This window comes from Micromonospora humida, assembly GCF_016901255.1.
Lineage (GTDB): Bacteria > Actinomycetota > Actinomycetes > Mycobacteriales > Micromonosporaceae > Micromonospora > Micromonospora wenchangensis.
Window position 1 is genome coordinate 274,646 of the sequence record NZ_JAFEUC010000001.1, and the last position, 14,908, is coordinate 289,553.

Annotated in this window: 12 protein-coding genes; all 12 read right to left on the reverse strand. The window is 71.9% G+C overall.

What is annotated here, in order from left to right; genetic code table 11:
* Window positions 1-24: 24 nt before the first annotated feature.
* The 12 genes from JQX11_RS01280 to araB all read right to left on the reverse strand — a co-directional run bounded on the left by JQX11_RS01280 (window position 25) and on the right by araB (window position 14,631).
* On the reverse strand, window positions 25-696 hold the full coding sequence (locus JQX11_RS01280) for a TcmI family type II polyketide cyclase (protein WP_204923065.1): 672 nt from the start codon (window positions 694-696) through the stop codon (window positions 25-27).
* 16 nt (window positions 697-712) lie between these two features.
* Entirely contained in the window at window positions 713-2,002 is a 1,290-nt protein-coding gene (locus tag JQX11_RS01285) for a cytochrome P450 family protein (protein ID WP_204923066.1), read from the reverse strand.
* Entirely contained in the window at window positions 1,999-2,319 is a 321-nt protein-coding gene (locus JQX11_RS01290; protein WP_204923067.1) for a putative quinol monooxygenase, read from the reverse strand. The genes JQX11_RS01285 and JQX11_RS01290 overlap by 4 nt, the downstream gene beginning before the upstream one ends.
* On the reverse strand, window positions 2,316-4,595 hold the full coding sequence (locus tag JQX11_RS01295) for an FAD-dependent oxidoreductase (RefSeq protein WP_204923068.1): 2,280 nt from the start codon (window positions 4,593-4,595) through the stop codon (window positions 2,316-2,318). The genes JQX11_RS01290 and JQX11_RS01295 overlap by 4 nt, the downstream gene beginning before the upstream one ends.
* A gap of 249 nt (window positions 4,596-4,844) precedes the next feature.
* Entirely contained in the window at window positions 4,845-5,867 is a 1,023-nt protein-coding gene (locus JQX11_RS01300) for a LacI family DNA-binding transcriptional regulator (protein WP_232376994.1), read from the reverse strand.
* 6 nt (window positions 5,868-5,873) lie between these two features.
* Window positions 5,874-7,379 (reverse strand): L-arabinose isomerase, encoded by a 1,506-nt coding sequence (araA, locus tag JQX11_RS01305; protein WP_204923069.1) that lies wholly within the window; start codon window positions 7,377-7,379, stop codon window positions 5,874-5,876.
* 31 nt (window positions 7,380-7,410) lie between these two features.
* On the reverse strand, window positions 7,411-8,403 hold the full coding sequence (gene yjfF / locus JQX11_RS01310) for a galactofuranose ABC transporter, permease protein YjfF (protein ID WP_204923070.1): 993 nt from the start codon (window positions 8,401-8,403) through the stop codon (window positions 7,411-7,413).
* On the reverse strand, window positions 8,400-9,470 hold the full coding sequence (locus JQX11_RS01315; protein WP_204923071.1) for an ABC transporter permease: 1,071 nt from the start codon (window positions 9,468-9,470) through the stop codon (window positions 8,400-8,402). Before JQX11_RS01315 ends, yjfF begins: the two co-directional genes overlap by 4 nt.
* Complete coding sequence (locus JQX11_RS01320) at window positions 9,467-11,014, reverse strand: sugar ABC transporter ATP-binding protein (RefSeq protein WP_204923072.1); 1,548 nt, start codon at window positions 11,012-11,014, stop codon at window positions 9,467-9,469. The genes JQX11_RS01315 and JQX11_RS01320 overlap by 4 nt, the downstream gene beginning before the upstream one ends.
* Window positions 11,015-11,076: 62 nt before the next feature.
* Window positions 11,077-12,093, reverse strand: coding sequence for an ABC transporter substrate-binding protein (locus JQX11_RS01325; protein ID WP_204923073.1), 1,017 nt, complete (start codon window positions 12,091-12,093; stop codon window positions 11,077-11,079).
* 166 nt (window positions 12,094-12,259) lie between these two features.
* Window positions 12,260-12,937 (reverse strand): L-ribulose-5-phosphate 4-epimerase, encoded by a 678-nt coding sequence (locus tag JQX11_RS01330; protein ID WP_204923074.1) that lies wholly within the window; start codon window positions 12,935-12,937, stop codon window positions 12,260-12,262.
* Window positions 12,934-14,631: a ribulokinase gene (araB, locus tag JQX11_RS01335; protein WP_204923075.1), complete on the reverse strand. Its 1,698-nt coding sequence runs from the start codon at window positions 14,629-14,631 to the stop codon at window positions 12,934-12,936. Before araB ends, JQX11_RS01330 begins: the two co-directional genes overlap by 4 nt.
* Window positions 14,632-14,908 lie beyond the last annotated feature (277 nt).

Genomic DNA, 14,908 nt, shown 5'->3' on the forward strand with positions numbered 1-14,908 from the left:
GCGGGCCCCCGCCGGCCAACCGGCTCAGTCCTGCGCCCGCCACCGGTAGAACTCCGTCGCCACCGCGTCCAGCGGGCTGCCCCAGGTGTCCGGGTCGAACGGGCTGATGTACGGGCTGAGATCGTCCATGATCTTGGCGAACGCCGGCTGGTCGTGGCCCTGCCGCACGGCCCCGTCGAACGCCTCCCCGACGCGCTCCAGCACGTGCAGGTAGACGTCGTCGATCGAGTACAGCCACCGCCCGGTCACCCCGATGATGGCGGGCAGCGGGCCGGCGTCGGACTCGGCGAAGATCTGCGCCACCGTGGGTTCCGCACCCGGCTTGATCCGGGCCACGATGACCGTCCGGCTCGGCTCGCCCGCGGCGGACGGCGGCTCGGCCGGCGTCCAGGAGTAGAACTCCTTCGCCACCGAGTCCGACGGGTTCCTCCAGTCCCTCGGGTAGGGCGTCACGTACGGGGCGATCTGCTCGGCGATCTGCTGGAAGGCCGGCAGGCCCCGGGTCTGCCCGGTCACCCTCGGATCGGCGTTGCGCTCGATCAGGTGGATGTAGAGGCCGTGGAAGGACAGCAGGGTCCGCCCGACCACGCCCAGGTCCTGCGGGCGGGTGGTCCGGTCGTAGTACCCGAACACGTCGGCGACGGTCTGCTCGCTGCCCGGCACCATGCGACAGACGATCACGTTGCGGAAGGTCATCGGAACTCCTCGGGATTCAGGCGGTACGGGTCGGCTCGGTGGGGCGGGGACGACTGGCCGGCGGGTGCGACACCGGCGGGGCGGAGGGTGCGAACCGCACCGGCAGCTCCAGCAGGCCCCGGAACGGGGACGCCGCCGGCAACCAGCGCAGCTCGGCGGGCGGCACGGCCAGGCGCAACCCGGGCAGCCGGCGCAGCAGCGCCGCCAGGCCGATCTGGGCCTCCATCCGGGCCAGCGACACACCGAGGCAGTAGTGCACGCCGTGACCGAAACCCAGGTGCGGGCCCCGGACCCGGCGCAGGTCCAACCGGTCCGGGTCGACGAAGTGCGTCGGATCGTGGTTGGCCGCGTTGAGCACCACGCCGACGATCGACCCGGCCGGGATGCGCACCCCGCCGTACTCGACGTCCTCGGTGGCGACCCGGGGGCTGGCCACCGGCAGCGGGCCGTCGAAGCGCAGCAGCTCCTCGATCGCCGAGGGCAGCAACTCCGGGGTGTCGCGCAGCAGGTCGAGCTGGTCGGGGTGGGTCAGCAGGGCCACCGTCGCGTTGCCCAGGAAGTCGGCGGTGGTCTGGTGCCCGGCGAACAGCAGCAGGAAGGTGGTGGTGACCAGTTCCGCCTCGGACAGGCTGCCCTCCTGGTCGCAGGCGTCGATCAACGCGCTGATCATGTCGTCGTCCGGGGCGACCCGCTTGGCGGCCACCAGTTCCGCCAGGTAGTGGTGCAGCCTCACCTGCGCCTCGCCGACCGCCGCCCGCTCCTGCGCCGGCGGCCGCCGCGACGACCCGGAGGTACGGATCACCTGGGTCCAGTCCAGCACCCGGTCCTGGTCGGCCCGGGGCACCCCGAGCAGTTCGCAGATCACCACCATCGGCAGCGGGATGGCGAAGTCGTGCATCAGCTCGGCCCGGCCCTGGGCGACGAACCCGTCGATCAGGTCGTCGACGATCTGCCGTACCCGGGGGCGCAACGCCTCGATCCGGCGGGGTGCGAACGCCTGCGACACCAGCCGGCGCAGCCGGGTGTGCTCCGGCGGGTCCGAGTTGAGCATGTTCCGGTTCAGCGCCTCGGAGTTCGGGCCGAAGATCTGCAGGTAGTGCTGCCCGGGGCCGTAGAGGTCCTTGGACAGCCGGGGGTCGGTCAGCGCCGTACGCGCGTCGTCGAACCGGGTCAGCAGGTAGGAGTCGAACCGGGGTGAGCTGACCGGGCAGACCGGCGCGTCCGCGCGCAGCCGGGCGAAGGACGGGTAGGGGTCGACGGCGAACTGCTCGGTGTAGAGCTGTGCGGCGGGCAGCGGCTCGGTCATCTCATCTCCTCGGGCGCGCTGGGCATGCTGTGCAGCACCTGGTAGGTGTGTCGTTCGGCGGATTCCCGCAGGTCACGTACCACCCGCAGCAGCCGGTCGCGGTGCTCGCTGCGGCCGAAGGCGTCCAACCGTTCCCGGTCCGCCCAGTCGCTGATGATCAGGTAGCTGCGCGGGTCGTCGGCGTCGCGGACGAGGTCCTGGCGCAGGCACCCGTCGAGCTGCCGGATCTGCTCCGCCGCCGAGAGCCACTCCGCCTCGAACCGCTCCGCGCAGCCCTCCCGGGTACGCATGGCGAGCACCGTGCGCACGGGCGTCATCGCGCACCACCGAAGACCAGGTGCAGGTTCTTGCGCAGCGCGTCGGCGTCGATCGGTTGGCTGCGGAAGCCGACGTGCCCGTCCGGGCGGATCAGGTACAGGGCGGTGCCGGTCACCCCGTACCCGGTGCGGAACTCGCCCCCGGCGTCGACCACCACCGGCGGTGCGGGCAGCCCCGGCACCTCGGCGTCCGGGCTGACCAGCAGGTACGCGTCGACCTCACCCCGGGTGAGGGCGCGGACGTCGGCGCAGAGTCCCGGCACGGCGGCCACCGCCACCGGGTCGGCCGAGGCGTCGGCGTAGAGCAGCAGGGTGTGCCGGGGGCCGGCGGTCAGGTCACGCAGCCGCAGCGGATGCCCCACCCCCTGCCGCCGCAACCCGCCCAGGTCGGGGGCGCGGTCGCCGGGGCGCGGGCCGGCCCGCAGCCCGTCCGGGTCGGTGACACACTCGCCGACCAGTGGACTGTCGGCGTAGCTGAGCAACATGGACATCTCCTGGAGGAACTGCCGCTCCAGGTCGGCGCGGTCCAGTTCGTCGGTGAACGCCATCCGTACCGCACGGCCGACGATCTCCTCGCCCTCCGGGCGGCGTTCGGCCTCGTAGCTGTCGAGCAGGCCGGGGGCGGCGATCCCGCGTACCGCCAGCGCCACCTTCCAGGCCAGGTTCCAGGCGTCCTGGATGCCGGTGTTCATCCCCTGTCCTCCGGCCGGCGGGTGCAGGTGGGCGGCGTCCCCGGCGACGAAGACCCGGCCGTGGCCGTACCGGTCGACGATGCCGTGGCTGATCCGGAACACCGACGACCAGCGCAGGTTCGCCGCCCGGGTGCCCGGTGGGGCCAACCGGGTGAGCGCCGCCTGCACGTCGTCGAGGGTCGGTTCGGCCAGCTCCTCGCTGAACCCGGGCGGGGCGTCCCGGCCGCCGGTCTGGGCGAAGAACCGGGGCGGCGCGAGGGTCGCGATCCGGTACCGGCCCTCCCCACGCAGCGGGACGCAGACCAGCATGCCGTCCATCTGCCCGTCGGTCTCGTGCAGGAACCGCAGCAGGTGCCCGTCGGGCATGTCCCAGTTCACGTCGACGTCGGCGAGCATGAACAGTTGCGGGAACCGGCCCAGCCCACCGGAGAACGTCAACCCGAGCAGGTCACGGACCCGGCTGTGCGCGCCGTCCGCGCCGATCAGGTACTGCGCCCGGACGGTACGGATGCTGCCGTCGGCGAGGGTGAGGGTGGCCAGCACGCCGTCCGAGCCCTGGGTGAACCCGGTCAGCTCCGCGCCGCGCTGCGGTCGGACGCCGAGGGTGGCCAGCCGCTCGGTGAGGATGCGCTCGGTCTCGTACTGGGGCAGGCCCAGGTGCGCGTACGGCAGGCCGGGTAGTTCCCAGCTCATCCGGTGGGTCTGCGTGCCGTTGACGAACACCATGTTGCCGGTCAGCCAGCTGCCGGCGTCCATCGCCTCCCGCACGATGCCCTGCTCCGCCCAGATCTCCATGGTGCGGCAGTGCACGCCGATCGCCTTGTCGGCCTGGCCGGGCGGGGCGACCGACCTCTCCACCACCCGGCAGTCGATGCCGCGCCGGGCCAGCTCGACGGCGGCGGTCAGCCCGGTCGGCCCCGCCCCGACGATGAGTACGTCCGTTGTCGTGTGCACGTCGGTCTCCCTACCGGTACTGGCTGCCCGGTCGACGCCGGGACGGGTCGTGGGGTGGAACAGTCGGCGGCGGAAGTCGAGCAGGAACGGCGCGATCGGCCCGGCCTCCTCCCGCGCGTGGGCCGGATTGGCGACCCAGCGGTGGAACTCCGCCGCGCAACGCCACTCGGCGAAGATGTGGTGGACGTCCGAGTCGGGCTCGCGCAGCAGCTCCTCGCGCAGGTAGCCGGGGACCCCGGCCATCCGGGCGGTCACCTCGGCGTGGCCCCGGTGGAACTCGGCGAGCCGGTCGGCCGGGACGGTGACCTCGACGTCCACCAGGAGCGTCGGGTCCCCGTCCGGCTCGTCGCGCATCACCCGGTGGTCGTCGGCGGCGGCCGGTTCGCACCCGTCGCGCAGCGCGGCGGCGAGGCGGGCGGCCACCGGGCCGTTCTCGTAGTCGCGCAGGGCGTCGTCGTCGGCCCACTCGGTGGCGAGCACGAACGTGTGCGGGTCGTTGGCGTCGAGGAACAGCTCCCGGCGCAGGTTGCCGGGCAGTGCGCCGATCTGCGCCGCGGCCGTCCGCCACGCCGACCGGACGCGCTGTCCGGCGCCGGGACGCGCGCGGACCCGGAGCATTGTCCTGATCATGGGGTCTCCCTTGACGGCCTGCCCGAGACGGGGGTCCCGACCGCCGGCACACCCGCACCGGCCGTCGCCGTCCGACCCTGTCGCAGCACACGTCACCCCGCCGTCACCGGCGGGCCGACCCGGGTCGCCGCCCGTTGACGCCAGCGGGACGACCCACCGGCCCGGCTCAGGGGCGCACTGCCACCACCGGGTACGGGTCGCGGGGCGGCACCGCGCAGCCGAAGGGGCCCGCCGACGCGGGCGGGCGGGTCAGGGGCGGCGGTTGCCGCTGCTCGCGCGGACGACGAGCTCCGGCTCGACCTGGGGACGGGGGGTACCCGCGCCGGTGCCGTCGAAGAGTTCCAGCAGGGCCGCCACGCACCGGCGGCCGACCTCGTCGAAGTCCTGCCGCACGGTGGTCAGCGGCGGGGAGAGGTACTCGGCCTCGGGGATGTCGTCGAAGCCGACGACGCTGACGTCCTCGGGAATCCGCGCGCCCCGCTGGTGCAGGGCGCGCAGCAGGCCGAGCGCCTGGTGGTCGTTGGCGCAGAACACCGCCGTCACGTCGGGGCGCTCCACCAGGGACTGCCCCAGCTCGTAGCCGGCCCGGGGGCTCCAGTCGCCGACGATGACCGGTGGGACGCGGCGACCCGCCTGCTCCAGGGTCTGCCGCCAGCCGTCGACCCGGTCCCGGGCCTCCAGCCAGTCCCGGGGCCCGGCGATGTGCCACACCGTCTCGTGGCCGAGGTCGAGCAGGTGCCGGACCGCCAGCCGGGCCCCGGCCACCTGGTCCACGGAGATGCTGGGCAGTTCACCGCGCTCCCCGCTGGCCTCGACCACCACCGCGGGCACCCCGGTGGGCAGGCCGTGCACGGCGACCGACGCCGTCATCATCGGGGTGATGACGACGACGCCGGCCACCGACTGCTCGGTCAGCGCGTCGATGGCCGAGCGCATCCCGCTACGGTCCAGCCGCTCCAGGGTGACGATGCTGATGCCGTACCCGGCGGCGCGGGCCGCCCGTTCGATGCCCAGCAGGGTGGCCGCCGGCCCGAACAGGATGGTGTCGAAGCTGACCACGCCGATGACCCGGGAACGCCGGCCGGCCAACCCCCGGGCCAGGGCGTTGGGCCGGTAGTTGAGCTGGTGCACGGCACGCAGCACCCGTTCCCGGGTCTCCGGCCGAACGCTCGGGTGGTTGTTGAGCACCCGGGACACGGTCTGGTGCGACACCCCGGCGAGTTGCGCGACGTCGCTCATCACCGCGGCGCGTTCGGGCCGCTGCTGGCCCATGGCGGGTCAGAAACCCCGGGCCAGGCGGTAGTAGGCCTGGTTCCAGCGCAGCTCGTCGGCGAACCGGCGGGGGGTCGTGTCGGCGTCGATGACGACCAGCTCGGTGCTGACCATCTCGGCGAGGTCGTGCAGCTCCTCGACGCCGACGGCCTGGGACAGCACCGTGTGGTGCGGGGCGCCGGCGGTGAGCCAGGCCTCCGCCGACCCGGCCAGGTCCGGCCGGGGCCGCCACACCGCGCGGGCGACCGGCAGCTTCGGCAGCGGGTACGGCGGCGCGACCACGTCGATCTCGTTGGCGACCAGCCGGAACCGCTCCCCCATGTCGGCCAGGCCGAGCACCACGGCCGGGCCGGGCTGGGCGTCGAAGACCAACCGGACCGGGTCCTCCCGGCCGCCGATGCCCAGCGGGTGGATCTCGACGTTCGGGGTGGCCGCCGCGATGGTCGGGCAGACCTCCAGCATGTGCGCCCCGAGCACCAGTTCCCGGCCGGGGGTGAGGTCGTAGGTGTAGTCCTCCATGAACGAGGTGCCGCCGGTGGTGCCGACGGACATCGACTTGAGCGTGCGCACCAGCACCGAGGTCTTCCAGTCGCCCTCGCCGCCGAAGCCGTACCCGTCGGCCATCAACCGCTGCACCGCGAGGCCGGGCAGCTGCCGCAGCCCGCCGAGGTCCTCGAAGTTGGTGGTGAAGGCACGGAAGCCACCGGCGTCGAGGAAGTCGCGCAGCCCCGCCTCGATCCGGGCGGCGTAGCGCAGCGAGTCGTGCCGGTCGCCACCGGGGCGCAGCGCGTCGACCAGCCGGTAACTGTCGTCGTACGCCTTGACCAGGTCGTCGATGCGGGCTTCGGCGACCGCGTCGACGGCCTCGACCAGGTCGTTGACCCCGTAGGTGTTCACCGACACGCCGAAGCGCAGCTCGGCCTCGACCTTGTCACCCTCGGTGACGGCCACGTCGCGCATGTTGTCGCCGAAGCGGGCCAGCCGCAGCGAGCGCATCTCGGCGTGCCCGATCGCGGCCCGGGTCCACGCGCCGATCCGGGCGGCGACCCGTGGGTCGCTGACGTGCCCGGCGACGGTCTTGCGGGCGACACCGAGCCGGGTCTGGACGTACCCGAACTCCCGGTCGCCGTGGGCGGCCTGGTTGAGGTTCATGAAGTCCATGTCGATCTCGGACCAGGGCAGTTCCACGTTGGCCTGGGTGTGCAGGTGCAGCAGCGGGGTGCGCAGCGCGTCCAACCCGGAGATCCACATCTTGGCCGGGGAGAACGTGTGCATCCAGGCGATCACCCCGACCGCGCCCTGTACGGCGGCGTCGCGGCAGACGGCGAGGATCTCGGCGCTGGAGGTCAGCACCGGCTTCCAGACCACCCGGGCCGGGACGGCCGGGTCGGCGTCGAGTCGTTCGGCGATCCGCCGGGACTGCTCGGCCACCTGGCGCAGGGTCTCCGGGCCGTACAGGCCCTGGCTGCCGGTGAGGAACCAGACCTCGGCGACCGGGGATGGGTTGGTCATGGGCGTTGCCTTCCGGTGGGGCTGGCGAGGGTTACTTGGTACGGATGCCGACGAGGCGTTGGAGCAGGATGAACACGAACAGCAGGCCACCAATGACGATCTTGGTCCACCACGAGTTGAGGGTGCCGTCGAAGGTGATCAACGTCTGGATGATGCTGAGCACCAGCACCCCGAGCAGGGTGCCGAAGATGTAGCCGGACCCGCCGGTGAGCAGGGTGCCGCCGATGACGACCGCCGCGATCACGTCCAGCTCCATGCCCACCGCGATGAGCGGGGCACCCGACAGGGTGTAGAAGGACAGCAGGATGCCGCCGATCGCCGAGCAGAGCCCGCTGATCGTGTAGACCGCGATCTTCGTACGACCCACCGGCAGGCCCATCAGCAGCGCGGACTGCTGGTTGCCGCCGATGGCGTACACGTTGCGGCCCAGCCGGGTGTACGCCAGCACGGCCGCCGCCACGGCCACCACCCCGACGGCGATCAGCGCGCCGACCGAGACGAAGTTCTCGCCGAGGTGGATGCGGTGCTGGGCGGTGCTGGTCCAGAAGCCGTCGGTGATCGGGATCGAGGTGGTGCTGATCCAGGTGCACACACCCCGGGCAAAGAACATCCCGGCGAGGGTGACGATGAAGGGTTGGATGTCGAAGAAATGGATCACACAGCCCATCGCGAAGCCGAGGATCGGGCCGATCAGCAGCGCGATCACCAGCACCACGGCGGGGTGCAGCCCGTTGCCCAGCAACGAGGCCGACACCATCGCGGTCATCGCCACCACCGACCCGACCGACAGGTCGATGCCGCCGGTGAGGATCACGAAGGTCATCCCGACCGCGACGACCAGCAGGAAGCCGTTGTCGATGAAGACGTTGAAGACGACCTGGATGTTGGAGAACGCCTGGTACTGCGAAACACCGATGGAGTACATCACCAGCAGCAGGGCTGCGGTGGCGAGCACCGGTACGTGCCGGGGTGGCACCCGCCACCAGGCACGCCCCGGGCGGGCGGCCAACGGGGTCGTGGTCATGCCGGAACCTGCTCCTTCTCTGTGCCGACCGGCTCCACCGGCGTGACCGGGACGCTGCGCCGACGGCGGAACCGCGCCCGGAAGGCCGGGGCCTGGATGAGACAGACCACGATCACCACGACCGCCTTGAACAGCAGGGACGTCTGCGGGTCGATGTTCATGGCGTAGACCGAGGTGGTCAGGGTCTGGATGAGCAGCGCGCCGACCACGGTGCCACCGAGGTAGAACCGGCCGCCGGCCAGCGCGGTGCCGCCGATGACCACGGCCAGGATGGCGTCCAGCTCGACCCAGAGGCCGACCGCGTTGCCGTCGGCGCTGGAGACGTTGGCCGTCATCATGAACCCGGCGATGGCGGCGCAGGCGGCGCTCACCACGTACACCAGGAAGGTGATCCGGCGGGAGCGGATGCCGGCCAGCCGGCTGGCCTCGGCGTTCCCGCCGACCGACTCGATGATCATGCCGAGCGCGGTACGCCGGGTCAGCACCGCCACCAGCACGGTCACCGCGAGGGCGATGACGATGGCGAACGGCAGGGTCAGCACGTGCCCCACCCCGATCACCTTGTACGGCCCGCTGTTGATGGTGATGATCTGCCCCTCGGCGATCAGCTGGGCGAGCCCCCGGCCGGCCACCATGAGGATCAGCGTGGCGATGATCGGTTGGATGCCGATCCCGGCGACCAGGATGCCGTTCCAGGCTCCGAGCAGCAGGGCGACGCCGAAGCCGAGGGCCACCGCGGTGAGCACCACGCCCACGCTGTTCTGGTCGGGCTGCTCGCTGATGTAGAGGCAGGCGACCGCGCCGGCCACCGCCGCCACCGCGCCCACCGACAGGTCGATGCCGCCGGTGGCGATCACCAGGGACATGCCCAGGGCGACCAGGATCAGCGGGGCGCTGAGCCGGACGATGTCGATCAGGCTGCCGTAGAGGTGGCCGTTCTTCAGCTCGACCGACAGGAAGCTCGGCCGGTAGACGGCGTTCGCCACCAGCAGCAGCACCAGCACCACGAGCGGCCAGAACAGCCGGTGGCCGGTGATGCCCGCAGCGCGGGCCCGTACGGTGCTCATGCCGGCACCGACCCTTCCTGGGAACTGCCGCTGGCGATGACCTGCATGACGCGGGCGGCATCGAGGGTGTCGTCGTTGGTGATCTCGGTGACCAGCTGCCGGTCCCGCATGACGGCGACCTTGTGGCTCAGCCGCAGCACCTCCTCCAGTTCGGCGGAGATGAACAGCACCGCCATCCCACCGTCGGAGAGCTGCGCGACCAGGCGCTGGATCTCGGTCTTGGCACCGATGTCGATGCCCCGGGTCGGTTCGTCGAGGATCAGCAGCCGGGGTTCGGTGATCAGCCAGCGGGCCAGCAGCACCTTCTGCTGGTTGCCGCCGGACAGGTTACGCACCGGCATCTCCGGATCGGCCGGCCGGATGCTCAACGCCTTGATCCAGTGCTGGACCAGCTCGTCCTGCCGGCGACGCGGCAACGGCCGCAGCCAGCCCCGGGCCGCCTGCATGGCGAGGATGATGTTCTCCCGCACCGACAGCTCGCCGACCAGTCCCTCGGTGCGGCGGTTCTCGGAGCAGAACGCGATGTCCCGGTCGATGGCGGCCACCGGGTTGCGGATCGTCACCGGGGTGCCGTCCACGCAGAGCCGGCCGGCGTCGGCGCGGTCCGCGCCGAAGAACAACCGGGCCACCTCGGTACGTCCCGAGCCGAGCAGACCGGCCAGGCCGACCACCTCGCCCTGGTGGATGGTGAGGCTGAACGGGGCGACGGAACCGGACCGGCCGAGCCCGTCGGCCGCCACCAGCGGGGTGCCCGACTCCAGGGCCGCCCGGTCCCCGCCGCTGGTCGCCTCGTCGAGGCGTTCCAGGGCGTCCAGCTCCTTGCCGATCATCTTCTCCACCAGCGCGATCTGGGGCAGTTCGCTGGTCAGGTACTCGCCGACGAGCCGGCCGTTGCGCAGCACGGTGATCCGGTCGGCGATGGCGTAGACCTGGTCGAGGAAGTGGGTGACGAAGATGATCGCGATGCCGTCGTCGCGCAGCTGCCGCATGATCCGCATCAGCTGGGCCACCTCGTCGGCGTCCAGGCTGGAGGTCGGCTCGTCGAGGATCAGCACCCGGGCCCGGATGTCGACGGCGCGGGCGATGGCGACCATCTGCTGCACGGCCAGCGAGTAGTTGCCGAGCAGTTCGGTGACGTCGATGTCCAGGTCGATGCGGGCGAGCAGGTCCTTGGCCCCGCGGCGCATCTCGCGCCAGTTCACCGCGCCGAAGCGGCGCGGCTCCCGGCCGATGTAGATGTTCTCCGCGACCGACAGGTTCGGCAGGAGGTTGACCTCCTGGTAGACGGTGCTCACCCCGGCGGCGGTGGCCTGCATCGGGCCGGAGAAGGAGACCTGTGCGCCGTCGAGGGTGATGGTGCCGGAATCGGTGCCGTAGACGCCGGTCAGCACTTTGATGAGGGTTGACTTCCCGGCACCGTTCTCGCCCATCAGGGCGTGCACCTCACCGGGAAAGAGCCGCAGGTCGACGCCGTCGAGGGCGCGGACCCCGGGGAAGATCTTGCTGATCGCGGTCATCGTCAGGACCGGATGCCTCTCCGACATCCCACCGAACCTTTCGTCGGAAGCGGAGGCCGCCGCGCCGAACGCGGCGGCCTCCGGTCGGATCAGTACTTCCGGTTGGGCAGGGCCGCCTTGGCCTGCTCCTGGGTGAAGGTGGTCTCCTCGGTCTCGACCCGGGCGGGGACCTCCTCGCCGGCCTTGACCTTCTTGGCCAGGTCCATCAGCTGCGGGCCGAGCAGCGGGCTGCACTCCGCGATGAAGTTGAACTTGCCGTCGGCAAGCGCCTGCATGCCGTCCTTGACCGCGTCGATGGTGATGATGGTGATGTCCTTGCCGGGCGTCTTGCCCGCCGCGGTGATCGCCTCCAGCGCGCCCAGGCCCATGTCGTCGTTGTGCGCGAAGAGCACGTCGATCTTCGGGTTGGCCTTGAGGAACTGCTCCATGACCTGCTTGCCGCCGGCCCGGGTGAAGTCACCGCTCTGCGAGGCGACGACCTTCAGGTTGGGGTTGGCGGCGATCGCCTCGGCGAAGCCCTTCTTGCGGTCGTTGGCCGGCGCCGAACCGGTGGTGCCCTGCAGCTCGACGATGTTCACCGGACCGGCCGCGGACGCCTTCTCCTTGACCAGCCACTCGCCCGCGAGCTTGCCCTCCTTGACGAAGTCCGAGCCGATGAAGGTCTTGTAGAGGCTCTTGTCGGCCGAGTCCACGGCCCGGTCGGTCAGGATCACCGGGATCTTGGCGTCCTTGGCCTCCTTGAGCACGGTGTCCCAACCCGACTCCACCACCGGCGAGAAGGCGATCACGTCGACCTTCTGCTGGATGAAGTTGCGGATCGCCTTGATCTGGTTCTCCTGCTTGCCCTGCGCGTCGTCGAACTTCAGCTCGTAGCCGGCCTCGGCGGCCGACTCCTTGATCGAGTTGGTGTTCGCCGTGCGCCAGCCGCTCTCCGCACCGACCTGCGAGAAGCCGATGACGAGCTTGTCGTTGCCGCTGCCGCCGCTGCTCTTGTCGTCACCGCCGGTGTCGCTGTTGCCGCAGCCGGCGAGTCCGCCGGCCAGCAGGCCGACGGCGAGCATCGCGCCGAGGCCGCGCCGGGTGAGGGTAATACCGGTCTTCGCCATGTGAAGACTCCTTGTACGGGGATGAGGTGGGGGATGGTGCGTGCGCGGAAGGACCGGCCGGCACGGCACGCCGGACGGACCGGACCTTCCAGGGGTGGTGCATCGGGTTGCGGTGGATCGACCGGTCCGCCGGGGCGGACCGGTGGCGAGGACGGGCGGTCGGGCGTTACGGCCCCGACTGCCCGTAGACGTTCTGGTAGCGGTCGTAGAGGGAGTCGATGTCGGCCTGGGCCATCGGCACCGGGGTGCCGAGCGTCCGGGCCAGGTGGGCGGTGCGGGCCACGTCCTCGCACATCACGGCGGCCTTCACCGCCGCGCGGGCGTCCTTGCCGATGGTGAACACGCCGTGGTTGCGCATCAGCACCGCCGGTGAGCGGTGCCCGGACAGGGTCGCCACGATGCCCTTGCCGATGTCGTCCCCGCCGATGAGCGCGAACGGACCGACCGGGATCTCGCCGCCGAACTCGTCGGCCTGGGCGGTGAGGTTGCACGGGATCGCCTCGCCGCAGGCGGCCCAGGCGGTGGCGTACCCGCTGTGGGTGTGCACCACGCCGCCGACCTCGGGCATCGCCCGGTAGACGTAGGCGTGGGCGGCGGTGTCGCTGGACGGCGAGAGGTCGCCGTCGACCACGACACCGTCGAGGTCACAGACGATCATGTTGTCGGGCCGCAGGTCGTCGTAGGACACCCCGCTCGGCTTGATCACCATCAGCTCCCGGCCGGGCACCCGGGCCGAGACGTTGCCGGCCGTCCAGGCCACCAGGTTGTAGCGCACCAGCTCGCCGTGCAGGGTGGCCACCTGCTCGCGCAGCCGGGCCACCTCGGCGTCGAGGTCGAGGGTCATGCCGGCACCTCCAGGGGGTCGGTGGTCGGTTCGGCGGCGGGCGCGACGGCCGGACGGCGGGCGGCGTTGCGGATCGCCCGCAGCCGCAGCAGCACGTCGTCGCCGCCCCGGCCGAAGTGGTCGTGCAACCGGCGGTACTCGGCGTAGAGGGCGTCGTAGGCGTCGGCGCGCTCCGGGTCGGGCCGGTAGACCTCGCGGTCGACCCGGCCCATCGCCGCCGAGGCGGTCGGCACGTCGGGGTACGCGCCGGCCGCGACCGCCGCGTGGATCGCCGAGCCCAGGGCCGGGCCCTGCGCCGAGCCGATGATGCCCAGCGGACGCCGGGTCACGTCGGCGTAGATCTGCATCAGCAGGCTGTTGCCGGTCAGCCCACCGGCCACGATCAGCTCGTCGACCGGGACGCCCGCCTCGGCGAACGCCTCGATGATCATGCGGGTGCCGAACGCGGTGGACTCCAGCAGGGCGCGGTAGACGTCCGGCGGCCGGGTGGCCAGGGTCAGCCCGACAAGCACCCCGCTGAGGTCGTGGTTGACCAGCAGCGACCGGTTGCCGTTCCACCAGTCCAGGGCGACCAGGCCGTGCGCGCCGACCGGCTGGGCGGCGGCGGCCTCGGTCAGCGCCTCGTGGGAGTCGAAGCCGGCGGGGGCGGCGTGCTTGACGTACCAGCCGAAGATGTCGCCGACGCCGCTCTGGCCGGCCTCGTAGCCCCAGGAACCGGCGCTGATCCCGCCGTCGACCACGCCGCACATGCCGGCGACCTCGGCCCGCTCGGTACCGTTGACCACGTGGCAGGTGGAGGTGCCCATGATGGCGACCAGCCGGCCGGGGGTCAGCGCCTGCGCGGCGGCGGCGGTGACGTGGGCGTCGACGTTGCCGACGGCCACCGCGATCCCCTCCGGCAGCCCGGTCCAGGCGGCGGCCTGCGCGGTGAGCCCGCCGGCCCGCGTGCCGAGCTGCGCCAGCGGCCCGTCGATCTTGGCGACGAAGTCGGCGAAGCCCGGGTTCAGCGCGGACAGGTACGCCGGCGACGGGTAGTGGCCGTCCTGGAGCAGCCCCTTGTAGCCCGCGGTGCAGACGTTACGGGTCTCGACGCCGCAGAGCTGCCAGACGATCCAGTCGGCGGCCTCGATCCAGCGCTCGGCGCGGGCGTAGATCTCCGGGTCCTCCTCCAGCAGCTGCAGCCCCTTGGCGTACTGCCACTCGGCGGAGATCTTGCCGCCGTAGCGGCCGATCCAGGACTCGCCCCGGGAGTGGGCCAGCGCGTTGATCCGGTCGGCCTGCGGCTGGGCGGCGTGGTGCTTCCACAGCTTCACCCAGGCGTGCGGGCGGGTACGCAGGTCGGGCAGCTCGCACAGCGGCGTGCCGTCGGCCAGGGTGGGCAGCACGGTGCAGGCGGTGAAGTCGATGCCGATGGCGACCACCTGGGCCGGGTCGACGCCGCTCTCGGCGAGCGCGGCGGGTACCGCCCGGCGCAGCACCTCGCGGTAGTCGTCCGGGTCCTGCAGCGCCCAGTCGGCCGGCAGGGGCTGGCCGTCGGCGGCGAGCGTCGTCTCCATCACCGCGTGGCGGTACTCGTGCACCGCCGTGCCCAGCTCGGCGCCGTCGCCGACCCGCACCACCAGCGCCCGACCCGACAGCGTGCCGTAGTCGACGCCGACGACGTACCGGTCCTGCGGCTTCGCGCCTGCATCCATGCCGTTCTCCGTTCAATCGTTGGGGGCAAGTGTTAGCGCTCACATGGAATCCGTCAAGGCGCATCCATGTAACACTGCCGTAACCATCCTGAGCGGCCCCGGCACGGCATCCACGATCACCGCTCCGACCAGCCATCGAACAGCCGACATGCGCCGAACAGGTGAGCGGTCACATCCGTTCGGTCGGGCCGACCCTTGACACGCCCGCGCGGGCGGTTCCAAACTTCGTGGCGACCGCGCGGCGGGCCCGGAGCCGGGCCGGACGGGCGGCGACCGG

What these genes read in the sequence shown, in the direction of transcription:
- JQX11_RS01280 (WP_204923065.1), bottom strand. Translation starts at nt 696, where the DNA reads ATGACCTTCCGCAACGTGATCGTCTGTCGCATGGTGCCGGGCAGCGAG.
- JQX11_RS01285 (WP_204923066.1), bottom strand. Translation starts at nt 2,002, where the DNA reads ATGACCGAGCCGCTGCCCGCCGCACAGCTCTACACCGAGCAGTTCGCC.
- JQX11_RS01290 (WP_204923067.1), bottom strand. Translation starts at nt 2,319, where the DNA reads ATGACGCCCGTGCGCACGGTGCTCGCCATGCGTACCCGGGAGGGCTGC.
- JQX11_RS01295 (WP_204923068.1), bottom strand. Translation starts at nt 4,595, where the DNA reads ATGATCAGGACAATGCTCCGGGTCCGCGCGCGTCCCGGCGCCGGACAG.
- JQX11_RS01300 (WP_232376994.1), bottom strand. Translation starts at nt 5,867, where the DNA reads ATGGGCCAGCAGCGGCCCGAACGCGCCGCGGTGATGAGCGACGTCGCG.
- araA (WP_204923069.1), bottom strand. Translation starts at nt 7,379, where the DNA reads ATGACCAACCCATCCCCGGTCGCCGAGGTCTGGTTCCTCACCGGCAGC.
- yjfF (WP_204923070.1), bottom strand. Translation starts at nt 8,403, where the DNA reads ATGACCACGACCCCGTTGGCCGCCCGCCCGGGGCGTGCCTGGTGGCGG.
- JQX11_RS01315 (WP_204923071.1), bottom strand. Translation starts at nt 9,470, where the DNA reads ATGAGCACCGTACGGGCCCGCGCTGCGGGCATCACCGGCCACCGGCTG.
- JQX11_RS01320 (WP_204923072.1), bottom strand. Translation starts at nt 11,014, where the DNA reads ATGTCGGAGAGGCATCCGGTCCTGACGATGACCGCGATCAGCAAGATC.
- JQX11_RS01325 (WP_204923073.1), bottom strand. Translation starts at nt 12,093, where the DNA reads ATGGCGAAGACCGGTATTACCCTCACCCGGCGCGGCCTCGGCGCGATG.
- JQX11_RS01330 (WP_204923074.1), bottom strand. Translation starts at nt 12,937, where the DNA reads ATGACCCTCGACCTCGACGCCGAGGTGGCCCGGCTGCGCGAGCAGGTG.
- araB (WP_204923075.1), bottom strand. Translation starts at nt 14,631, where the DNA reads ATGGATGCAGGCGCGAAGCCGCAGGACCGGTACGTCGTCGGCGTCGAC.